Here is a 21,743-nt window from a genome sequence, read left to right on the forward strand (position 1 = left end):
TGAGTCCGGTACAATACCGAACTCAGGCCATGTCAGCCGCCAGTTAAGAAAGTGTCCAATATATGGGGTTCACTTCAAGTTGGCGGCTTTTTCATTTAGTACAACTTACAGCGCTTTCAGAATCGCATCCACGCTGGCTTTGGCATCGCCAAACAGCATATGGGTGTTCTCTTTGAAGAACAGCGGGTTCTGAACCCCGGCATAGCCAGTGTTCATGGAGCGTTTGAAGACAATGACGTTCTGCGCCTTCCACACTTCCAGAACCGGCATACCGGCGATTGGGCTACGCGGATCATCCTGTGCCGCCGGGTTAACGGTGTCGTTGGCACCGATGACCAGCACGGTGTCGGTCTCGGCGAAATCATCGTTGATCTCGTCCATTTCCAGCACGATGTCGTAAGGCACTTTCGCTTCCGCCAGCAGTACGTTCATGTGACCAGGCAGACGTCCTGCCACCGGGTGAATACCAAAGCGAACCTTGATCCCCCGCGCACGCAGCTTCTCAGTGATCTCCGCGACCGGATACTGAGCCTGTGCTACCGCCATGCCATAGCCTGGGGTGATAATGACTGAATGCGAGTTTTTCAGCATATCAGCAGTATCTTCCGCGCTAATCTCGCGGTGCTCGCCCACTTCTTCGTCAGAACCCGTCGAGGAACCATCAGAACCAAAACCACCGGCGATAACGCTGATGAACGAACGGTTCATCGCTTTACACATGATGTAAGACAGGATCGCACCGGAAGAACCCACCAGCGCACCGGTGACGATCAGCAGGTCGTTGCTCAGCATAAAACCTGCCGCCGCTGCTGCCCAACCGGAGTAGGAGTTCAGCATGGAGACGACCACTGGCATATCCGCACCACCGATGGAGGCCACCAGATGCCAGCCGAATGCCAGTGCAATAACGGTCATCACCAGCAACGCCAGTACCTGCAAGCCCACGCTTTCGGTACGCACGAAGACCACCAGCAGCACAAACGACACCACCAGCGCCGCCAGGTTCAGCTTATGACGGTTTGGCAGCATCAGCGGTTTAGAAGAGATCTTCCCGCGCAGTTTACCGAACGCAACAATGGAACCGGTGAAGGTGACCGCACCGATGAAGATACCGAGGAATACTTCCGTCAGGTGGATATTCACCAGAATCGGTTCCAGACCCGGGGTGTGGTACAAGTAGCTGTTGAAGCCCACCAGCACCGCCGCCAGACCGACAAAACTGTGCAGAATCGCAACCAGCTCCGGCATCTCGGTCATTTCAACGCGTTTCGCCAGGCGAATACCAATCGCACCACCGATGATCATCGCCACCAGAATCCACGCAACGTTGCCGGTGTCCGGCCCGAAGATAGTGGCAATCAGTGCAATCGCCATCCCGGCGATACCAAAGTTATTACCCTGCTGAGACGTTTCGTGTTTGGAAAGTCCCGCCAGACTGAAAATAAACAGGATTGCAGCAACAATGTATGCGGCTGTCACTAATCCTCCAGACATATGCTACCCCTTAGCCTTTACGAAACATTTTCAGCATGCGCTGAGTCACGGTGAAACCACCGAAAATATTGATACTGGCGATCAACACCGCAACAAAACTCAGGAAGCTGATCCAGCCGCCGTGACCAATCTGCAGTAACGCCCCAACCACGATAATCCCCGAGATGGCGTTGGTGACCGACATCAGTGGTGTGTGCAAGGCATGGGAAACGTTCCACACCACGTAGTAACCCACCACGCAGGAGAGCGCGAAGACGGTAAAGTGGCCAAGGAACTCTTTCGGCGCAACGTTAGCCAGCCAGCCGAACAGAATAATAGCCAGCGCCATGATCGCGTATTTGCGCCACGGAGAAGCAGGTTTGGCAGGTTCTTTTGGTTCTGGCGCCGCTTTCGGTGCAGCCTGAGGCTGAGCAGAAACCTGAATAGGTGGCGCAGGCCAGGTGATTTCACCTTCACGAACCACGGTAACGCCACGGACGACCACATCGTCGAAATCAACGGTGACGTTGCCATCTTTCTCTTTGCAGAGCAGTTTCAGCAGGTTAACGAGGTTAGTGCCGTACAACTGCGAAGACTGCGTTGGCAGACGGCCTGGCAGATCGGTATAACCGATCACCTTCACGCCGTTCGCGGTCGTTGTCACCTGATTCGGGACGGTATATTCACAGTTACCGCCGTTTTGCGCCGCCAGGTCGACAATCACGCTTCCCGACTTCATGGAATCCACCATTTCACGGGTGATCAGCTTCGGCGCTGGTTTGCCCGGGATCAGAGCGGTGGTCACAATAATATCGACATCTTTCGCCTGTGCGGCGAAGAGTTCCATTTCCGCTTTGATAAAGGCTTCAGACATGACCTTGGCGTAGCCATCACCGCTGCCCGCTTCTTCCTTGAAGTCCAGTTCAAGGAATTCGGCACCCATGCTTTGTACCTGTTCCTTAACCTCAGGACGGGTATCAAACGCGCGCACGATAGCCCCGAGGCTATTTGCAGCACCGATTGCAGCAAGACCCGCAACGCCTGCGCCAATCACCATCACTTTCGCCGGAGGGACTTTACCTGCCGCAGTGATTTGACCGGTAAAGAAACGACCAAATTCGTGGGCCGCTTCCACAATGGCGCGATAGCCCGCGATGTTTGCCATAGAGCTTAACGCGTCCAGCGACTGCGCACGCGAAATTCGTGGTACAGAATCCATGGCCATTACGGTCACGCCACGTGCCGCCAGCTTCTCCATCAGCTCAGGATTTTGCGCAGGCCAGATAAAACTCACCAGCGTCGTACCTGGATTGAGCAGCGAAATCTCACTCTCTTCCGGTGCGTTCACCTTCAGAATCACAGGTGACTGCCAGACTTCAGCACTATCCACCACTTCCGCGCCAGCCTGGATAAAGGCTTCGTCATCGAAACTTGCCAGTTTGCCTGCGCCGCTTTCAACCGCGACGGTAAAACCCAGTTTAAGCAGTTGCTCCACCGTTTTCGGTGTTGCCGCTACGCGGGTTTCATTGGCTAACCGTTCTTTTGGTACCCCAATACGCATAGTTTTCCCTTCCATCGGTTTTTGATGATGGTTTGTCGATAAATGCCCGCGGTTTGTATCAATTTTCGCCATCACGATAGCGACGAGATATGATTAACCCCGGAAAATAAAACAGTAACAAACTGTCTATAACCTACTGAAAATAGCGCCCGTGATCTACCGCCAGAAAACACTATTTCTTACTTTATCTGTGAAAAATAAGCGATCGGCGTCACTGACAGTGATATTTACCTTAAATTCATCCTCGAAGCCGATAAATCGCGCAAGCGAAGCGGTAAAAACATGATATAGCGCCATAAGAGAACAAGTTATTAACATTAAATTAACTTGTAAAAGTCATAAGCTTTATCAGTTTTACTTGTCAAACGCCTGTTTTTTCAACATATCACTAAATGTTATCGAATTCGGTGATTCAGTAAGCACTGGCAGTGAAAAATGCCGCAGACAGCGACAGGTTTTAAATGCCATAATCGGGACCGTCTCAAATTAACAACAATACCAGTACATGGTTTGCGCAAGGCGAAGGATTATTTTTATGAAGCTTAAGAACACACTCCTGGCGTCCGCACTTCTCTGTGCGACCACCCTGTCTGCAAATGCCGCAACAGAGTTAACGCCAGAGCAAGCGGCAGCGTTAAAACCTTTTGACCATACGGTCATTGTGGGTCGCTACAATTCCATTGGCGATGCCGTTGCCGCCGCGTCAAAAGCCGCCGATAAAAATGGTGCGGCCTCGTTTTACGTCATTGACCAGTCTGATTATGGCAACAGCGGTAATCAGCGCGTAACCATTGCGCTGTTCAAAGACAATGCACCGAAAGCTGATGCACCGAAAAACCGCGTGATTAATGGCATCGTTGAACTACCAAAAGATCAAGCGATCGCATTGGAACCTTATGACACCGTCACCGTTCAGGGCTTCTATCGCAGCCAGCCTGAAGTAAACGATGCCATCACCAAAGCGGCGAAAGAGAAAGGTGCGTACTCTTTCTATATCGTGCGTCAGGTGGATGCTAACCAGGGCGGCAACCAGCGCATCACCGCGTTCATCTATAAAGAAGATGCGAAAAAACGTGTTCTGCAAAGCCCGGATGTTATCCCGGCTGATTCCGAAGCAGGCCGCGCGGCAATAGCGAAAGGCGGTGAGGAAGCGAAGAAAGTTGAAATCCCTGGCGTAGCAACCTCTGCTGCACCAAGCGCTGAAGTGGGCCGTTTCTTCGAAACGCAGTCCACGAAAGGTGGCCGTTATTCCGTGACGCTGCCAGACGGTACCAAAATTGAAGAGCTGAACAACGCCACTGCTGCGCAGATGGTGCCGTTCGACAGCATCAAGTTCACCGGCAACTACGGCAACATGACGGAAGTCTCTTATCAGGTCGCGAAGCGTGCTGCGAAGAAAGGGGCGAAATACTACCACATCACCCGCCAGTGGCAGGAACGTGGCAACAACGTGACGATCAGCGCCGATCTCTACAAGTAACAAAATCATTGATCAAAGGCGGCGCAATGCCGCCTTTTTTTGTTACTTTTTTTGAATTTCTGCCACACGTCATTGCATGCTTTCGTTACACTCCGTAAAATCCCGCGCCTTAGTGTGATCCACCATTTTTATGCGCCTGTGCGAAATAATTATTCTGGATTTGGACTTTTCATAACAGGAAGCCAATGGAAAAGAAACTTGGCCTGAGTGCTCTGACTGCACTCGTTTTAAGCTCAATGCTGGGTGCGGGCGTATTCAGTTTACCGCAGAACATGGCGGCGGTGGCAAGCCCAGCCGCACTCCTTATTGGCTGGGGTATCACCGGTGTTGGGATATTGCTGCTGGCGTTCGCAATGTTGCTGCTGACCCGCATCCGACCGGATCTGGACGGTGGGATTTTCACCTATGCACGTGAAGGTTTTGGTGAGCTGATTGGCTTCTGCTCCGCATGGGGATACTGGTTATGCGCGGTTATCGCCAACGTCTCCTATCTGGTGATCGTCTTCTCGGCGCTGAGTTTCTTTACCGACACGCCTGAGCTGCGTCTCTTTGGCGATGGTAACACCTGGCAGTCTATTGTGGGTGCCTCGGTACTGCTGTGGTTCGTTCACTGGCTGGTTTTACGTGGCGTACAAACAGCAGCCAGTATTAACCTCGTGGCTACCCTCGCGAAGCTGGTCCCGCTAGGTCTGTTTATCGTGCTGGCCTTTATTGCGTTCCGTATGGACGTATTTAAGCTCGATTTCACCGGCGTTGCGTTGGGCGTACCTGTCTGGGAGCAGGTGAAAAACACGATGCTCATTACCCTGTGGGTGTTTATCGGTGTTGAAGGCGCGGTCGTGGTTTCCGCCCGGGCACGTAATAAACGCGATGTGGGCCGTGCAACTCTGCTGGCCGTAATGGCCGCGCTGGGGGTCTATCTGCTGGTCACGCTGCTGTCGCTGGGCGTGGTAGCACGTCCTGAGCTGGCCGGGATGCGTAACCCATCAATGGCAGGGCTGATGGTAAAAATGCTCGGTCCCTGGGGTGATGTGGTGATTGCTGCGGGGCTGATCATCTCCGTCTGTGGCGCTTACCTGAGCTGGACCATTATGGCCGCTGAAGTCCCGTTCCTGGCCTCCACGCACAAAGCGTTTCCACGCCTGTTTGCCCGTCAGAACAAAAACAGTGCGCCGTCCGCATCACTCTGGCTGACTAACATCAGCGTGCAGGTCTGTCTGGTGCTGATCTGGCTCACAGGTTCTGACTATAACACTCTGCTGACCATCGCCTCAGAGATGATTCTGGTACCCTATTTCTTAGTGGGCGCGTATTTGTTAAAAATTGCCACACGCCCGGCGCACTATGTTGTGGGTGTCGGAGCCTGTATTTACGGTCTGTGGTTGTTGTATGCTTCCGGGCCTATGCATTTGCTGCTGTCTGTAGTGTTATATGCACCGGGTTTGCTGGTGTTTATCTATGCACGCCGCACGCATCAGCTCGAAAACGCACTTAAACGCCGCGAGATGGCCTTAATCGGACTGTTACTGGTTGCAGCTTTACCGGCAACCTGGATGTTAATGGGATAGCATCGCCTTTCCCATTGTTGAACTGTAAAGGAGAATACGATGGGAAATGCACAGCTTCGCCCAATACTGATTACCGGTGGAGGCCGTCGTATCGGCCTCGCCCTTGCCCATCATTTTCTCAACCTTCGCCATCCGGTCATCGTCAGTTATCGTACTGAATATCCCTCTATCGAAGGATTACGAAAAGCAGGGGCTGTTTGCATTCAGGCGGATTTTTCGACCGATGAAGGCATTCTGGCCTTTGCGGATAAAGTGAAGTCCACCACGACGGGGCTGCGTGCCATTATCCATAACGCCAGTGCATGGCGAGCCGAAAAGCCCGGCACATCGCTCAGCGAAACGCTCTCAGCCATGTTACAGATCCACGTTAATACGCCCTATTTGCTTAATCACGCGCTGCAGGATCTGCTGCGCGGCCACGGACATGCTGCGGGCGACATTATCCATTTCACCGATTATGTGGTGGAGCGAGGCAGCGACAAGCACATTGCCTATGCAGCCAGTAAAGCCGCGCTGGATAACATGACGCGCTCGTTTGCCCGCAAACTCGCGCCCGAAGTGAAGGTAAATGCCATCGCCCCGGCAATGATTTTATTTAATGAAACCGACGATGCGGAGTATCGCCAGCAGGCGCTGAACAAGTCGCTGATGAAAATTGCCCCTGGCGAAAAAGAGGTGATTGACCTTGTGGATTACCTGCTCACCAGTTGCTACGTTACCGGCAGAACCTTTGCCGTAGACGGAGGCCGGCCACTGCGCTAGTGAAAGCGGCTCCAGAAGAAGATTAACACCCAGGCGCTGAGCCCCCAGCAGACCACTGCCCCGCTCAGCGCCAGGGGAAGTCGCAGAAAACCGGTGAAATACCAGAGCGATAACAGGTAGAGGAAATACGGGATAATAGACCACATGCCAAACACGATGGTCGTTCGCAATGCTTCTGTGCCCCGTTCAGAGGCCACAATATAGTGTGCAATGAGCGCAAAAGTCGGGAAGAGTGGGATCAGCCCGGCAATATAATAATTTTTGGTTTTAGCCAGGATGCCAATCAATAACACCACCAGCGCACCAAGTGCGGCCTTAATCACCAGCCCCATACTTTTCCCTATAACAATCAAGTAACAATATGAGTCAGAATAACGGAACTGACGCTAATTTTGAAAGATTAATGGAAGGTTAAGGTTCTGCGGTGTATGTTGGCATTTTTCACGATAACAGACGTTGTATGAATAAGATTGTTTATGTTGAAGACGAACCCGAAGTCGGGCAATTGATTGCCGCCTATCTGGGTAAACATGATATGGACGTCATTGTTGAGCCTCGTGGCGATCGCGCCGAAGAGGTTGTCGTGCGTGAAAACCCGGACCTTGTCCTCCTGGATATCATGTTGCCAGGAAAAGACGGCATGACGCTCTGTCGTGACCTTCGCGCCCGCTGGGAGGGGCCAATCGTCCTGCTCACTTCACTGGACAGCGATATGAACCATATTCTGTCGCTGGAGATGGGTGCCAATGACTACATTCTGAAAACTACCCCCCCTGCCGTTCTGCTCGCGCGCCTGCGTCTTCATTTACGCCAGCACGCCAGCATCGAACGCGAAGCGCCAGCTCCGTCACTGACACCTCACAAAGCGATGCGTTTTGGTACGCTTTCCATTGATCCGATTAATCGTCAGGTACTGCTTTCCGACGAGCTTATTGCGCTCTCGACCGCAGATTTTGACCTGCTTTGGGAGCTGGCAACCCATGCCGGGCAAATCATGGATCGCGATGCGCTGCTGAAAAACCTGCGCGGAGTGAGTTATGACGGCATGGATCGCAGCGTTGATGTTGCGATATCGCGTCTGCGCAAAAAGTTGCAGGATAACGCCACCGAGCCGTACCGCATTAAAACCGTGCGTAACAAGGGCTATCTGTTTGCTCCGCACGCCTGGGAAACCTGATTATTTCATCATCCGGAATCGTTAATGAAAAAGCTGTTTGTGCAGTTTTATCTTCTGCTGTTTGTCTGCTTCCTGGTGATGACCATGCTGGTCGGGCTGGTCTATAAATTCACCGCCGAACGTGCAGGCAGGCAGTCGCTGGATGACCTGATGAAAAGCTCGCTGTATCTGATGCGCAGCGAGCTGAGAGAGATCCCACCGCACGACTGGGCGAAAACTCTGAAAGAGCTGGATCTGAACCTGTCGTTTGATTTACGCATCGAGCCGTTGAAAGATTTCGATCTGGACGCGCCCACCATGCAACGTCTGCGCGACGGGGACATTGTTGCGCTGGATGAGAAATATACCTTTATCCAGCGCATTCCGCGCAGCCATTACGTGTTGGCTGTCGGGCCGGTGCCCTACCTCTATTATCTCCACCAGATGCGTCTGCTGGATATGGCGCTGATGGCCTTCATTGCCATTTCACTCGCGTTTCCGGTTTTTATCTGGATGCGACCACACTGGCAGGACATGCTGAAACTGGAATCCGCAGCACAGCGTTTTGGCGAGGGACATTTTACCGAACGTATTCACTTCGACAGCGGTTCCAGCTTTGAACGTCTGGGTGTGGCCTTTAACCAGATGGCCGATAACATCAATGCCCTTATCGCCAGTAAGAAGCAGTTGATTGACGGGATAGCACACGAGCTACGGACGCCGCTGGTTCGCCTGCGCTATCGTCTGGAGATGAGCGAGAATCTGACGGAAGCGGAATCTCAGGCTCTGAATCGCGATATTGGCCAGCTTGAAGCGCTGATTGAAGAACTGCTGACCTACGCGCGCCTCGACCGCCCGCAGAACGAACTGAACCTCAGCACGCCGGATCTGCCTGACTGGCTGCAAACTCACATTGATGATGTGCAGAGCGTGAACCCGCAGCGCACGCTGTTGACCCGCGTCACCCCAGGTGATTATGGCGCGCTCGATATGCGCCTGATGGAGCGCGTGCTGGACAACCTGCTCAACAACGCCATGCGTTACAGCGAAAGCACATTGCAGATTAGCCTGGATTTGCAGGGCAATCAGGCCAGCCTGACGGTAGAAGACGACGGGCCGGGAATTGCCCCGGAAGCACGAGAAACCGTGTTTGAACCATTTGTGCGCCTGGATCCCAGCCGCGACCGCGCTACCGGGGGATGTGGTCTGGGGCTGGCGATTGTCTACTCTATCGCACAGGCGATGGGCGGAACTGTGCATTGCGAGGAGAGCGAACTCGGTGGTGCGCGCTTCTGCTTTAGCTGGCCGGTTTACCATAACATCACCCTTCCCGTTCCTGCCTGACCTAAACCGCACGCTGGCCTGACCCGGCGTGCTGTGCTATATGATAAGTATGTTGTAACTAATGAGTGTATTTATGGCGACTTACGATCTCATCGAAAGGCTCAACAGCACCTTTCGCGAAATAGAACATGAGTTACTCACGCTGACAGAACGCTTGCAGACCTGCCGCCTGCTGGCCGCGCGCGTCTTTACCCTACCGGATGTGGCCAAAGGGGCAGAACATGATCCGCTGGATACCATCGACGTGAAACAGCACATCGGCAAAGCCGCATTTGAACTGGCACTAAAACATTATCGTCACCTATTTATTCAGCAGCAGTCAGAACAACGCAGCAGTAAGGCGGCCGTCCGCCTGCCTGGCGTGATCTGCCTGCAAACCGATGCGACAACGCGTGAGGCGCTGGAAAGTCAGATGGCGTATATCAACGACCTGAAAGCGGCATTTGAAAAGATCATCACAGAAGAGTCAGGCCTGGCCCCTGCAGCCCGGTTCGAGTGGGTGCATCGTCAGCTTCCCGGGTTGATTACCCTGAATGCCTACCGCACGCTGACGGTGCTGCGCCATCCCGCCACGCTGCGCTTCGGTTGGGCCAACAAGCACATCATTAAAAACTTCACCCGGGATGAGATTCTGGCGCAGCTGGAAAAAAGCCTGAAGGCGCCGCGCACCGTGGCACCGTGGTCGCGGGAACAGTGGATTGAACGCCTCGAACAGGAGTACCACAGCATCGCCTCGCTACCGGCAGACACGCGCCTCAAAATTAAGCGTCCGGTGAAGGTGCAGCCTATCGCCCGCGTCTGGTATTCCGGTCAGCAAAAACAGGTGCAGTATGCCTGTCCGACACCGCTGATTGCGCTTTACGATGCCGATCAGGGTGCTATCGTGCCGGATATCGGTGAACTCCTGAATTATGATGCTGAAAATATCCAGCACCGTTACCGACCTCAGGCGCAGCCGCTACAGCTGATTATTCCACGGCTGCACCTGTATGTGGCGGGATGATTATTTCAGACTGCCGACCATCGCCTCCGGGCGAACCCAGGCGTCAAACTCCGCCTCCGTCAGATAGCCCAGCGCCAGGGCGGAGGCTTTCAGCGTCAGCCCCTCTTTATGCGCTTTCTTAGCGATCTCGGCGGCTTTGTCGTAGCCAATATGGGTATTTAGCGCCGTCACCAGCATCAGGGATTCATTGAGCAGCTGGCTGATACGCTCGCGATTTGGCTCAATCCCTACCGCACAATGCTCGTTAAAGCTCTCCATCCCGTCCGCCAGCAGGCGAATGGATTGCAGAACGTTGTGGATCACCATTGGGCGATAGACGTTCAGCTCGAAGTTGCCGGATGCGCCTCCCATGTTAACGGCCACGTCGTTGCCCATCACCTGACAGCAAAGCATAGTCATGGCTTCACACTGGGTCGGGTTCACTTTACCCGGCATGATAGAGCTGCCCGGCTCGTTTTCCGGAATGCTGATTTCACCAATCCCGCAGCGCGGACCCGAGGCCAGCCAGCGTACGTCGTTGGCCATTTTCATCAGCGAGGCCGCCAGCCCTTTCAGCGCGCCATGTGTATGGACCAGCGCATCGCAGGTCGCCAGTGCTTCGAACTTATTAGGTGCCGTCACAAACGGTTGCCCGGTCGTGGTGGCAAGCTCCTCAGCCACGCGCACTGCGTATTCAGGGTGAGTATTTAACCCGGTCCCCACTGCCGTACCACCGAGCGCCAGCTCCGCCAGATGTGGCAGGCTGTATTCAATGTGCTTCAGGTTATGCTCCAGCATCGCCACCCAGCCGGAAATCTCCTGGCCGAGGGTCAGCGGCGTGGCGTCCTGCAGGTGGGTGCGACCAATTTTGACGATATCGCGGAAAGCCTGTGCTTTTTCGTCGAGGGTCTTTTTCAGCACATTCAGCTGCGGGATAAGCTGCTCGTGAAGAGCGATGACCGCCGCCACGTGCATTGCCGTCGGGAACACGTCGTTAGAGCTTTGGCTCTTGTTCACGTCATCATTCGGGTGAACCTTACGCTCCATGCCACGCACGCCGCCCAGCAGCTCACTTGCGCGGTTTGCCAGCACTTCGTTCATGTTCATGTTGCTTTGGGTGCCGGAACCGGTCTGCCAGATGGCGAGAGGAAATTCGTCGGGATGCTTGCCCGCCAGCACTTCGTCGGCGGCATTCATGATGGCGGTGGCCTTGTCTGCCGTCAGCAGGCCTAAATCCTGGTTGACTTTAGCGGCTGCGCGTTTGGTGAGCGCCAGCGCCTGAATCAGCGAGACGGGCATTTTCTCGGTCGAAATGCGGAAATGTTCAAGTGAACGCTGGGTTTGCGCGCCCCATAGCTTGTCAGCCGGGACGGCGATGGCGCCCATCGAGTCTTTCTCATGGCGTACCGTTGTCATTACTTACTCCTTGATTACAAAGATGGGATTGCTCACATGCTTAAGAGATAAGTATTGATGACTTCTGAGAAACGATATGGCGCTTTGTGCGCTCTTTTTTAGTGTCGGGTGGTGTTGACGCCACCCGGCTTTTTATCTTACTTCACACACGCCGAACACTGGGAAGACTGGATCTGTTTGAAGAAGTCGTTACCTTTGTCATCCACAAGGATGAACGCCGGGAAATCTTCCACTTCAATTTTCCAGATCGCTTCCATACCCAGTTCCGGGTATTCCACGCACTCCAGGCTCTTGATGCTGCCCTGCGCCAGCACGGCAGCCGGGCCGCCGATACTGCCCAGATAGAAACCGCCATGCTTGTGGCAGGCATCCGTCACCTGCTGGCTACGGTTGCCTTTCGCCAGCATGATCATGCTGCCGCCGTTGGCCTGCAGCTGGTCAACGTACGAGTCCATACGGCCTGCCGTGGTTGGGCCTAACGAGCCGGAAGCATAACCTTCTGGCGTTTTCGCCGGGCCTGCGTAATAGATTGGGTGATCTTTAATGTACTGCGGCAACCCTTCGCCGTTGTCCAGACGCTCTTTCAGCTTCGCGTGCGCGATGTCGCGTCCGACGATAATCGTGCCGTTAAGGGAGAGACGCGTCGACACCGGATACTGCGAAAGCTGCGCCAGGATCTCTTTCATCGGACGGTTCAGGTCAACGCGAACCGCTTCACCCTCACCTGCTTTACGCAGTTCTTCCGGAATATACTTACCTGGGTTGTTTTCCAGTTTTTCGATCCACACACCTTCACGGTTGATCTTGGCCTTGATGTTGCGATCCGCAGAGCAGGACACGCCCATCCCGACCGGACAAGATGCGCCGTGACGCGGCAGACGGATCACGCGCACGTCGTGAGCAAAATATTTACCGCCAAACTGCGCTCCCAGGCCCAGATTACGTGCTTCTTCCAGCAATTCCTGCTCAAGCTGCACGTCGCGGAACGCCTGGCCGTGCTCGTTCCCTTCCGTTGGCAGGCCATCGTAGTATTTGGTTGAGGCCAGCTTCACGGTTTTCAGCGTGCTTTCAGCCGACGTACCGCCAATCACAAACGCGATGTGGTACGGCGGGCACGCCGCGGTGCCGAGCGTACGCATTTTCTCGACCAGGTAGTTTTTCAGCTTGCCCGGGGTGAGCAGCGCTTTGGTTTCCTGGTAGAGATAGGTTTTGTTGGCTGAACCGCCGCCTTTGGCGATGCAGAGGAATTTGTACTCGTCACCGTCCACGCTATAGAGGTCAATCTGCGCAGGCAGGTTGGTGCCGGTGTTAACCTCTTTGTACATGTCCAGCGCCGCGTTTTGCGAATAACGCAGGTTGTCTTCGGTGTAGGTGTTGTAGACGCCGTGCGCCAGGGCAGCTTCATCACCGCCGCCGGTCCAGACGCGCTGGCCTTTTTTACCGACAATGATCGCCGTGCCAGTATCCTGGCAGGTCGGCAGAACGCCTTTGGCTGCGATATCGGAGTTACGCAGGAATTGAAGGGCAACGTATTTATCGTTCTCGCTGGCCTGCGGGTCGCTCAGGATATCGGCAACCTGCTGCTGATGCGCAGGGCGGAGCATAAACGAGGCGTCATGGAACGCATGCTGCGCCAGCAACGTCAGCGCCTGCGGGTCCACCTTGAGGATCTCCTGGCCTTCAAACTCTGATACGGAGACGTGATCGCGGGTTAACAGGTAATACTCGGTCTGATCCTTACTCAGCGGGAAAGGATCCTGATAATGAAAGGGTTTATTCGACATTGTTCTCTCACTTACTGCTTCAGTCTGATTATTTGGGCAGATGTTCCGCTGCCCGCTTAAAAGCGAGTCAGCTTATCCTACACAATTTTTTAACAAAAACTGAGACTAGTACGACTTTTTACATCCGCAGGTTACTTCCACGTGGTTTATTGCTTTAATACCCGGAGTTAATTCCACATTTGAATCAGGGCTTGATAATGCAAAAACTCATTAACTCAGTGCAAAACTACGCCTGGGGAAGTAAAACTGCGTTAACGGATCTCTACGGTATCGCGAACCCGAACAACCTGCCGATGGCAGAACTGTGGATGGGGGCGCACCCGAAGAGCAGCTCAAAAATTGAAGATGCCAGCGGCCAGGTTCGCTCTCTGCGCGACGTCATTGATGCCGATAAAGGCGCGCTGTTGGGCGACAAGGTTGCCAGCCGTTTTGGTGAGTTGCCGTTCCTGTTTAAAGTACTGTGTGCCGACCAGCCGCTCTCCATCCAGGTTCACCCTAACAAGAAAGCCTCTGAGATTGGTTTCGCCAAAGAGAACGCAGCAGGCATTCCGTTAGATGCTGCCGAGCGTAACTACAAAGATCCTAACCATAAACCGGAGCTGGTCTTTGCGCTGACCCCGTTCCTGGCGATGAATGCGTTCCGCGAGTTTTCAGAGATCATTTCCCTGCTGCAACCTGTCGCAGGTGCCAACAAGGCTATCGCCCACTTCCTCAATAACCCGAACGCAGACGCACTGAGCCAGCTGTTTGCCAGCCTGCTTAACATGCAGGGTGAAGAGAAATCACACGCGCTGGCGGTGCTGAAAGCGGCACTGAACACGCAGCAAGGTGAGCCGTGGGAGACCATCCGCCTGATTTCCGAATTCTACCCGGACGACAGCGGTCTGTTCTCTCCGCTGCTGCTGAACGTGGTGAAGCTGAACCCGGGCGAAGCGATGTTCCTGTTTGCCGAAACGCCTCACGCCTATCTGCAGGGTGTCGCTCTGGAGGTAATGGCCAACTCCGACAACGTGCTGCGCGCGGGTCTGACGCCGAAATACATCGATATTCCTGAGCTGGTTGCCAATGTGAAGTTCGTGGCGAAACCTGCCGGAGAGCTGCTGACTCAGCCGGTGAAAAACGGCGCAGAGCTTGACTTCCCTATCCCGGTTGAGGATTTTGCTTTCTCACTACACGACCTGAGCCAGACAGAAACGACCATCTCGCAGGAGAGCGCGGCGATCCTGTTCTGCGTAGAGGGCGAAGCGGTGCTGCATAAGGGAGAACAGCGTCTGGTGCTCAAGCCGGGCGAATCGGCTTTCGTTGCGGCCAATGAATCTCCGGTTAGCATTAGCGGTAAAGGCCGCCTGGCGCGCGTTTTTAATAAGCTATAGGGACTTACTGAATTTTTTAACAACTCTTGCTAAGCTAGTTGCTGGTTTTATATCTCCGGGCGGTGTCTACCGCCTGGTTTCATTTTAGGGATAGTCGCAATGAAAAAATCGGTCGTAGCGGTTGGAGTGATTGTAGCGTTAGGCGTGGTCTGGACAGGTGCCTCCTGGTTTACCGGGAAACAGCTGGAAGGCCGTCTGGCTGAGATGGTGGCACAGGCTAACAGCGAGCTTAAACGCAACGCGCCGGAAGCCGGTCTTGAGCTGAGCTACCAGAATTATCAGCGCGGTGTATTCACCAGCCATATGCAGGTTGTGGTGAAGCCGGTTACCGGTTCTGAAAACGGCTGGCTGAAACCGGGCCAGAGTGTGGTGCTGGATGAGGTGGTGAGCCACGGTCCGTTGCCTCTGGCGCAGTTGAAGTCCTTTAACCTGATCCCGTCAATGGCATCCGTTCACACCGTACTGGTGAACAACGACCTGACCAAACCGCTGTTTGACCTGGCAAAGAATGAATCACCTTTCGAGATTAACACCCGCATCAGCTATGCCGGTGACACGAGTTCTGATATTGCCCTGAAAGCGCTGAACTACGAGAAAGAGAATGAGAAAGTTGCCTTTAGCGGCGGTAACTTCAAGCTGGATGCTGACCGCGACGGAAACGTGTTCTCCCTGACGGGTGAAGCGGAAAGTGGGCTGGTCAATGCCGTAAACGAATACAACCAAAAAGTTCAGCTCACCTTCAACAATCTGAAAGCCGACGGCAATAGCCGAATGACTGATTTTAAAGAGCGTATCGGCGATCAAAAACTCTCAATTGCTAAGATTGCAATTGCGGTTGAAGGCAAGGAGATGGCCGTACTGGAAGGTATGGATGTCGATGGTAAATCTGACGTCTCCAAAGACGGTAAGAGTATCAATACTCAACTGGATTACACGCTGAAGAGCCTGAAAGTGCAGAATCAGGATCTGGGAACCGGCAAACTCTCACTGAAGATCGGCAATATCGACGGTCAAGCGTGGCATGAGTTTAGCCAGAAATACAGCAAAGAGAGCCAGGCGCTGCTGACCGATACCGCGCTGCAGCAAAACCCGGAAGAGTATCAGCAGCAGGCGATAGCGGTGCTGTTCAATAACCTGCCGATCCTGCTGAAAGGCGAGCCGGTGATAACCGTTGCACCGCTGAGCTGGAAAAACAGCAAAGGTGAAACCAACTTCAACCTGTCTCTGTTCCTGAAAGATCCGGCAACCGCCACGGGTGAACCGCAAACGCTGGCGCAGGAAGTCGATCGCAGCGTGAAGTCTCTCGACAGCAAACTGACCATCCCTATGGAGATGGCAACTGAGTTTATGACACAGATTGCGAAGCTTGAAGGCTACGGCGACGAAGACGCCGGCAAGCTGGCGAACCAGCAGGTGAAAGGCCTGGCGGCGATGGGCCAGATGTTCCGCATCACCAAAGTGGAAAACAACACGATTTCCACCAGCCTGCAGTACACCAACGGCCAGGTAACGCTTAACGGTGACAAGATGCCACTGGAGGATTTTGTCGGCATGTTTGGTATGCCTGCTCTGGGGGTGCCGGAACCGGCTGAACCTGCAGCGCCAGCCGAACCGGCAGCACCTCAGCAGTAAACGACAAAACCCCTCGAATGAGGGGTTTTTTATTGCCAGGTGGCGCAGAGGCGTCTATTTCACCGTCACTAACCTTGCCGCCACAATCTGATGCCCGGCCTGGACATCCGTATTTTCGATGCGCTGCATGATCCTGTCTGCCAGCGTGTAGCCCATTTCTCGCGCAGGCGTCGTAGCCCAGACGATCGGAAGATCGTCCAGCGCATTTTCGCCGACGTCGGCAAATGCCCCTAACGCCACCTGATGACCAAAGAACGTTTCAACCCCACCCTCACCGCTCTGACGCCCGGCGCGGATCAGCCCAAACCAGGCCCCCATCGCGATCACGTCGTTATAGCAAATGACGGCGCTTATTGTCGGGTTGCTACGCAACAACGCGCTTATCGCTTCCGCCGCCTTCTTCTGGCTGGATTCACACTCAACGACCCATTCACTGTGGAACGGCAGACCGAATTTAATCAGCGTCGCGCAGTAGCCGCCGACCCGCTCGGCACGGGTCAGAGACGAACTTCTACCACCGAGCCAGGCAATGCGCTGATGACCGCGACGAATAAGATACTCAGTCAGCATTTGTGCGGCCTGCATGTTGTCCGGGCGCAGCGTGTCAGCCTCATCCAGGTAGCTGGCGCGCGAGGCAAAGACCAAAGGCACACCTTTTTCAGCGGCTCGTTCACACAGCTCACTGCCTACGCCTGACGCCCCGGCGACGATCACCCCGTCGACACCCTGGTTAAGCAACATATCCAGGCGGGAAAGCAGCTGATCGGCTTCACGGCCACCGTGCAGCAGGAAGACCATCCGTCCTTGCGCTTCAAGCGCCTCCGTTAACCCTGCGGTCAGTTCTGCATAGAAGGGAGACGTCAGGTCGCGGACAATCAAACCGATAACCCCGCTTTGCCCACCGCGCAGCGCCGATGCCTGGCGATTACGTACAAAGCCCAGTTGCTCAACCGCCTCGTTCACCCGCTGGCCGGTCGCAGGAGAGATCCGCCCTTTCCCGCTCAGCACCAGAGAAACGGTACTGACGGAAACACCCGCCGCCAGCGCAACATCGTTGATGGTGATTTTTTTCGCTACAGCCATGTGTCGGCGTGACTCCCTGAAATGAGATCGGTAAAACGTTTTATCAAACTGTTATCTTTATACTACCAGTCAAAGCCAGAGAATGTGATTTAGCGCGCACTAAACTTTGATAAAACGTTTTATCTTCTCGCAGCATTGAAGCAGGCAAACTGATTTTAACAATAAAGGAGTCGTTTTATGACGGCGAAAGCAGCACAAAAAATATCGCTGTGGGAGTTTTTCCAGCAACTGGGTAAAACCTTTATGCTGCCCGTGGCACTCCTCTCTTTCTGCGGCATCATGCTCGGGATCGGCAGTTCACTCAGCAGTAAAGACGTCATCACGTTGATCCCATTCCTCGGCGCGCCAGTGCTGCAGGCGATCTTTATCTGGATGAGTAAAGTCGGCTCCTTTGCCTTCAGTTTCCTGCCCGTGATGTTCTGTATTGCTATCCCGCTGGGTCTGGCACGCGAGAATAAAGGCGTGGCCGCGTTTGCCGGTTTTGTGGGTTACGCGGTGATGAACCTGGCCGTTAACTTCTGGCTGACCGCGAAAGGCATTCTGCCTACCACCGACGCTGCGGTGCTGAAAGCCAACAACATTCAGAGCGTTATTGGTATCCAGTCAATTGATACCGGGATCCTCGGTGCGGTGATCGCCGGGGTGATCATCTGGATGTTGCACGAACGTTTCCACAATATCCGTCTGCCGGATGCGCTGGCGTTCTTCGGTGGTACCCGCTTTGTACCGATCGTTACCCTGGTGGTAATGGGTCTGTTTGGTTTGATCATTCCGCTGATCTGGCCAGTCTTTGCGATGGGCATCAACGGTATTGGGCGCGTCATTAACGGCGCGGGCGATTTTGGACCGATGATCTTCGGTACCGGTGAACGCCTGCTGCTGCCGTTTGGTCTGCAGCATATTCTGGTGGCTCTGATTCGCTTCACCGAAGCGGGTGGTACCATGGAGGTGTGCGGCCACGATGTGAGTGGTGCGCTGACTATCTTCCAGGCACAGCTGAGTTGTCCAACTACCCACGGTTTCTCCGAAAGCGCAACCCGCTTCCTGTCTCAGGGGAAAATGCCTGCCTTCCTCGGCGGTCTTCCTGGTGCCGCGCTGGCGATGTACCACTGTGCACGCCCGGAAAATCGCCATAAAATTAAAGGACTGCTGATTTCTGGTGTGATTGCCTGCGTGGTAGGCGGTACTACTGAGCCAATCGAATTCCTGTTCCTGTTTGTTGCACCAGTGCTGTACCTCATCCACGCTGTGCTGACCGGTCTGGGCTTTACCGTGATGGCGGTGCTGGGTGTTACCATCGGGAATACCGACGGCAACGTGATCGACTTCGTGGTGTTCGGGATCCTGCACGGCCTGTCCACCAAGTGGTATCTGGTGCCGGTTGTGGCGGCTATCTGGTTCGCGGTGTATTACGGTATCTTCCGCTTCGCCATCACCCGCTTTAACCTGAAAACGCCAGGTCGCGATACCGATACGGCCACCAGCGTTGAGCAAGCTGTTGCAGGGACAGTGGGTAAATCCGGCTATAACACCCCCGCTATTCTGGCGGCGCTGGGCGGTGCGGATAACATTACCTCTCTGGATAACTGTATTACCCGTCTGCGTCTGTCGGTGGCGGATATGTCGAAAGTAGACACCAACGCCCTGAAAGCCAACCGGGCCATCGGCGTGGTACAACTCAATCAGCACAATTTGCAGGTGGTTATCGGCCCACAGGTACAGTCAGTGAAAGATGAGCTGGCAACCCTGATGCGAACTGTCGAAGCCTGATGCCTCAACCCCCTCACCATGAGGGGGTTTTACTTTAAGGACGCACGTCATGTTTGATTTCTCTACCGTCGTGGATCGACACGGCACCTGGTGCACGCAGTGGGATTACGTCGCCGACCGTTTTGGTGCGGCCGATTTGCTGCCTTTCACTATCTCGGATATGGATTTCGCCACCGCCCCCTGCATTACCGACGCACTGCATCAACGTATTAACCACGGCGTGTTGGGCTACAGCCGCTGGAAAAACGAAGAGTTTCTCGCCGCCATTGCTCACTGGTTCCAGCAACGCTTTAACAGCCGAATAGATACTGAGACCGTCGTGTATGGCCCTTCCGTCATCTACATGGTTTCTGAGCTGATACGCCTCTGGTCGAAACCTGGTGACGGTGTGGTAGTGCATACCCCGGCATACGACGCGTTTTATAAAGCCATTGAAGGCAATGCGCGTCACATTGCGGCCGTTGAGATGGAAAAGCATGCTGAAGGCTGGCAGGGAAACATGGCTGCGCTGGAGACGGCGCTGGCGAAACCAGAAAATACAATCTTGCTGCTGTGCAGCCCGCAAAACCCGACAGGTAAGGTCTGGACGCGTGAAGAGCTGAATCACATGGCTGAACTGTGCGCACGTTATGACGTAGCGGTGATCAGCGATGAAATTCATATGGACATGGTGTGGGGAAAACATCATCACACACCATGGAACGCGGTGGCGCGCGGCAAATGGGCGCTTCTCACCTCCGGTTCGAAAAGTTTCAATATTCCGGCACTGACCGGCGCTTACGGTCTGATTGGTGATGAAGAAAGCCGTAACGGTTATCTTAACGCGTTGAAAGGCCGGGACGGACTCTCTTCCCCTTCCGTGCTGGCACTGACGGCGCATATCGCCGCCTATCAGCAGGGAGCACCGTGGCTGGATGCCTTGCGACGTTATCTGGAAGAAAACTTGTCGTATATTGCGCAGGAAATAAACAGTGCTTTTCCGAAACTGAACTGGCAGCCTCCTGAAGCGACCTATCTGGCCTGGCTCGATCTGCGCCCACTGAATATTGACGATCGGGCGCTGCAAAAAGTGCTGATCGAGCAGCAAAAAGTTGCCATCATGCCGGGATATACTTACGGCAAAGAGGGAAATGGTTTCGTGCGCCTGAATGCCGGCTGCCCGCGCAGCAAGCTGGAACAAGGGGTTCAACGCCTCATCGCCGGGATTAACACGCTGCTGTGATCAGTTTGCGCAACGGAATATTCCATTGCGCAAATAGCTTTTTACCTCGTTTTGTTTTTATAATATGGCGCACTTTAACCAGAAAAGAGTGCGACCATGATTGATACACGCCTGCCATTAACTGATATTCATCGTCACCTTGACGGTAACATTCGTGCCCAAACCATTCTCGATCTTGGCCGCCAGTTCAATTTAACGCTTCCTGCTCAGACACTTGAGTCTTTGATTCCTCATGTTCAGGTCACCTCTAATGAACCGGATCTGGTCAGCTTCCTCAGCAAACTCGACTGGGGTGTGAAGATGCTGGCCTCGCTGGATGCCTGCCGCCGCGTGGCATTTGAGAACATTGAAGATGCCGCCCGTAACGGTCTGCATTATGTCGAACTGCGTTTCTCACCAGGTTATATGGCGATGACCCACAACCTGCCCGTTGCAGGCGTAGTAGAAGCCGTCATTGAAGGCGTCCGCGAAGGCTGTAAAACGTTTGATGTCCAGGCCCGTCTGATTGGCATCATGAGCCGTACGTTCGGTGAGGCCGCCTGCCTGCAGGAACTGGAAGCGCTGCTGGCGCATCGCGATGCCATCACTGCGGTCGACCTCGCCGGTGATGAACTGGGCTTCCCGGGTAGTCTGTTCCTGTCCCATTTCAACCGCGCACGTGACGCCGGCTGGCATATTACTGTTCATGCAGGTGAAGCGGCAGGCCCGGAAAGCATCTGGCAGGCCATCCGTGAGCTGGGCGCCGAGCGTATCGGCCACGGCGTAAAAGCGGTAGAAGATCGCGCTCTGATGGATTTCCTGGCGGAACAGCGCATCGGGATTGAGTCTTGCCTGACGTCTAATATTCAGACCAGCACCGTAGCAACGCTGGCAAAGCACCCGCTGAAAACGTTCCTTGAGCACGGTGTGCTGGCTTCACTGAACACTGACGATCCGGCGGTTCAGGGAGTGGATATTATTCACGAATATAATATTGCCGCACCTCAGGCGGGTCTGAGCCGCGAGCAGATCCGTCAGGCGCAGATCAACGGGCTGGAGATCGCTTTCCTGACGCCTGAAGAGAAGCAGGCCCTGCGGGATAAGGTGGCAACCGCGTAAGCCTTAGCCTTTTTGCCGGGTAGCGGCTACGCCTTACCC

At 54.3% G+C, this 21,743-nt stretch carries 17 protein-coding genes; 11 read left to right on the plus strand and 6 right to left on the minus strand.

The window, feature by feature from the left end:
- Window positions 1-105: 105 nt before the first annotated feature.
- Together pntB and pntA are read right to left on the minus strand one after the other, a co-directional pair.
- A complete protein-coding gene (gene pntB / locus V6E55_RS16065; RefSeq protein ID WP_129995976.1) occupies window positions 106-1,494 on the minus strand; it encodes a Re/Si-specific NAD(P)(+) transhydrogenase subunit beta in 1,389 nt (462 codons plus the stop codon).
- 10 nt (window positions 1,495-1,504) lie between these two features.
- Window positions 1,505-3,034 carry a Re/Si-specific NAD(P)(+) transhydrogenase subunit alpha gene (gene pntA / locus V6E55_RS16070; protein WP_129995977.1) on the minus strand — a complete coding sequence of 510 codons (1,530 nt, stop codon included), beginning with the start codon at window positions 3,032-3,034 and terminating at the stop codon, window positions 1,505-1,507.
- A 535-nt stretch (window positions 3,035-3,569) separates the two neighbouring features.
- Here pntA and ydgH point away from each other — a divergent pair.
- From ydgH to folM, 3 genes are all read left to right on the plus strand, one after another.
- Entirely contained in the window at window positions 3,570-4,514 is a 945-nt protein-coding gene (ydgH, locus tag V6E55_RS16075; protein ID WP_114979492.1) for a DUF1471 family protein YdgH, read from the plus strand.
- Between the two features lie 185 nt (window positions 4,515-4,699).
- Complete coding sequence (locus V6E55_RS16080) at window positions 4,700-6,082, plus strand: amino acid permease (protein ID WP_114979491.1); 1,383 nt, start codon at window positions 4,700-4,702, stop codon at window positions 6,080-6,082.
- Between the two features lie 39 nt (window positions 6,083-6,121).
- The gene (folM, locus tag V6E55_RS16085; RefSeq protein ID WP_114979490.1) at window positions 6,122-6,844 is read left to right on the plus strand and encodes a dihydromonapterin reductase; all 723 of its coding nucleotides are present in this window, start codon (window positions 6,122-6,124) and stop codon (window positions 6,842-6,844) included.
- Here the strand turns inward: folM and V6E55_RS16090 are convergent.
- Window positions 6,841-7,176: a GlpM family protein gene (locus V6E55_RS16090; RefSeq protein WP_028017326.1), complete on the minus strand. Its 336-nt coding sequence runs from the start codon at window positions 7,174-7,176 to the stop codon at window positions 6,841-6,843. The genes folM and V6E55_RS16090 overlap by 4 nt on opposite strands.
- A gap of 128 nt (window positions 7,177-7,304) precedes the next feature.
- Between V6E55_RS16090 and rstA the strand changes: the two genes are divergently transcribed.
- From rstA to tus, 3 genes are all read left to right on the plus strand, one after another.
- Window positions 7,305-8,021: a two-component system response regulator RstA gene (rstA, locus tag V6E55_RS16095; RefSeq protein WP_114979489.1), complete on the plus strand. Its 717-nt coding sequence runs from the start codon at window positions 7,305-7,307 to the stop codon at window positions 8,019-8,021.
- A 24-nt stretch (window positions 8,022-8,045) separates the two neighbouring features.
- Window positions 8,046-9,344 (plus strand): two-component system sensor histidine kinase RstB, encoded by a 1,299-nt coding sequence (gene rstB, locus V6E55_RS16100; RefSeq protein WP_316943356.1) that lies wholly within the window; start codon window positions 8,046-8,048, stop codon window positions 9,342-9,344.
- Between the two features lie 73 nt (window positions 9,345-9,417).
- Entirely contained in the window at window positions 9,418-10,347 is a 930-nt protein-coding gene (tus, locus tag V6E55_RS16105; protein WP_316943357.1) for a DNA replication terminus site-binding protein, read from the plus strand.
- Here the strand turns inward: tus and fumC are convergent, their stop codons facing one another.
- Together fumC and fumA are read right to left on the minus strand one after the other, a co-directional pair.
- Window positions 10,348-11,742 carry a class II fumarate hydratase gene (fumC, locus tag V6E55_RS16110; RefSeq protein WP_129995980.1) on the minus strand — a complete coding sequence of 465 codons (1,395 nt, stop codon included), beginning with the start codon at window positions 11,740-11,742 and terminating at the stop codon, window positions 10,348-10,350.
- A gap of 137 nt (window positions 11,743-11,879) precedes the next feature.
- A complete protein-coding gene (gene fumA / locus V6E55_RS16115) occupies window positions 11,880-13,526 on the minus strand; it encodes a class I fumarate hydratase FumA (protein WP_114979485.1) in 1,647 nt (548 codons plus the stop codon).
- A 197-nt stretch (window positions 13,527-13,723) separates the two neighbouring features.
- On the opposite strand from fumA, the gene manA reads away from it, so the two are divergent.
- Window positions 13,724-14,899: a mannose-6-phosphate isomerase gene (gene manA / locus V6E55_RS16120; RefSeq protein WP_316943359.1), complete on the plus strand. Its 1,176-nt coding sequence runs from the start codon at window positions 13,724-13,726 to the stop codon at window positions 14,897-14,899.
- A 99-nt stretch (window positions 14,900-14,998) separates the two neighbouring features.
- A complete protein-coding gene (locus tag V6E55_RS16125) occupies window positions 14,999-16,531 on the plus strand; it encodes a YdgA family protein (protein ID WP_316943360.1) in 1,533 nt (510 codons plus the stop codon).
- A gap of 54 nt (window positions 16,532-16,585) precedes the next feature.
- Here the strand turns inward: V6E55_RS16125 and V6E55_RS16130 are convergent, their stop codons facing one another.
- On the minus strand, window positions 16,586-17,614 hold the full coding sequence (locus V6E55_RS16130; protein WP_316943362.1) for a Mal regulon transcriptional regulator MalI: 1,029 nt from the start codon (window positions 17,612-17,614) through the stop codon (window positions 16,586-16,588).
- Window positions 17,615-17,791: 177 nt separating this feature from the next.
- Here V6E55_RS16130 and malX point away from each other — a divergent pair, with 177 nt between their 5' ends.
- The 3 genes from malX to add all read left to right on the plus strand — a co-directional run bounded on the left by malX (window position 17,792) and on the right by add (window position 21,704).
- Window positions 17,792-19,384 (plus strand): maltose/glucose-specific PTS transporter subunit IIBC, encoded by a 1,593-nt coding sequence (gene malX / locus V6E55_RS16135; RefSeq protein WP_316943363.1) that lies wholly within the window; start codon window positions 17,792-17,794, stop codon window positions 19,382-19,384.
- A 49-nt stretch (window positions 19,385-19,433) separates the two neighbouring features.
- Window positions 19,434-20,606, plus strand: coding sequence for a MalY/PatB family protein (locus V6E55_RS16140; RefSeq protein ID WP_316943364.1), 1,173 nt, complete (start codon window positions 19,434-19,436; stop codon window positions 20,604-20,606).
- Window positions 20,607-20,702: 96 nt separating this feature from the next.
- Window positions 20,703-21,704, plus strand: coding sequence for an adenosine deaminase (gene add, locus V6E55_RS16145; RefSeq protein ID WP_316943366.1), 1,002 nt, complete (start codon window positions 20,703-20,705; stop codon window positions 21,702-21,704).
- Window positions 21,705-21,743 lie beyond the last annotated feature (39 nt).

The sequence above is a fragment of the Enterobacter sp. 342 genome (genome assembly GCF_036663495.1).
In the GTDB taxonomy this organism is placed as follows: Bacteria; Pseudomonadota; Gammaproteobacteria; order Enterobacterales; family Enterobacteriaceae; genus Enterobacter.

Coding starts and splice junctions, on each gene's coding strand:
- V6E55_RS16130 (WP_316943362.1), bottom strand. CDS start 17,614: ATGGCTGTAGCGAAAAAAATCACCATCAACGATGTTGCGCTGGCGGCG.
- V6E55_RS16090 (WP_028017326.1), bottom strand. CDS start 7,176: ATGGGGCTGGTGATTAAGGCCGCACTTGGTGCGCTGGTGGTGTTATTG.
- folM (WP_114979490.1), top strand. CDS start 6,122: ATGGGAAATGCACAGCTTCGCCCAATACTGATTACCGGTGGAGGCCGT.
- pntB (WP_129995976.1), bottom strand. CDS start 1,494: ATGTCTGGAGGATTAGTGACAGCCGCATACATTGTTGCTGCAATCCTG.
- tus (WP_316943357.1), top strand. CDS start 9,418: ATGGCGACTTACGATCTCATCGAAAGGCTCAACAGCACCTTTCGCGAA.
- fumA (WP_114979485.1), bottom strand. CDS start 13,526: ATGTCGAATAAACCCTTTCATTATCAGGATCCTTTCCCGCTGAGTAAG.
- rstB (WP_316943356.1), top strand. CDS start 8,046: ATGAAAAAGCTGTTTGTGCAGTTTTATCTTCTGCTGTTTGTCTGCTTC.
- malX (WP_316943363.1), top strand. CDS start 17,792: ATGACGGCGAAAGCAGCACAAAAAATATCGCTGTGGGAGTTTTTCCAG.
- fumC (WP_129995980.1), bottom strand. CDS start 11,742: ATGACAACGGTACGCCATGAGAAAGACTCGATGGGCGCCATCGCCGTC.
- V6E55_RS16125 (WP_316943360.1), top strand. CDS start 14,999: ATGAAAAAATCGGTCGTAGCGGTTGGAGTGATTGTAGCGTTAGGCGTG.
- ydgH (WP_114979492.1), top strand. CDS start 3,570: ATGAAGCTTAAGAACACACTCCTGGCGTCCGCACTTCTCTGTGCGACC.
- rstA (WP_114979489.1), top strand. CDS start 7,305: ATGAATAAGATTGTTTATGTTGAAGACGAACCCGAAGTCGGGCAATTG.
- add (WP_316943366.1), top strand. CDS start 20,703: ATGATTGATACACGCCTGCCATTAACTGATATTCATCGTCACCTTGAC.
- V6E55_RS16080 (WP_114979491.1), top strand. CDS start 4,700: ATGGAAAAGAAACTTGGCCTGAGTGCTCTGACTGCACTCGTTTTAAGC.
- manA (WP_316943359.1), top strand. CDS start 13,724: ATGCAAAAACTCATTAACTCAGTGCAAAACTACGCCTGGGGAAGTAAA.
- pntA (WP_129995977.1), bottom strand. CDS start 3,034: ATGCGTATTGGGGTACCAAAAGAACGGTTAGCCAATGAAACCCGCGTA.
- V6E55_RS16140 (WP_316943364.1), top strand. CDS start 19,434: ATGTTTGATTTCTCTACCGTCGTGGATCGACACGGCACCTGGTGCACG.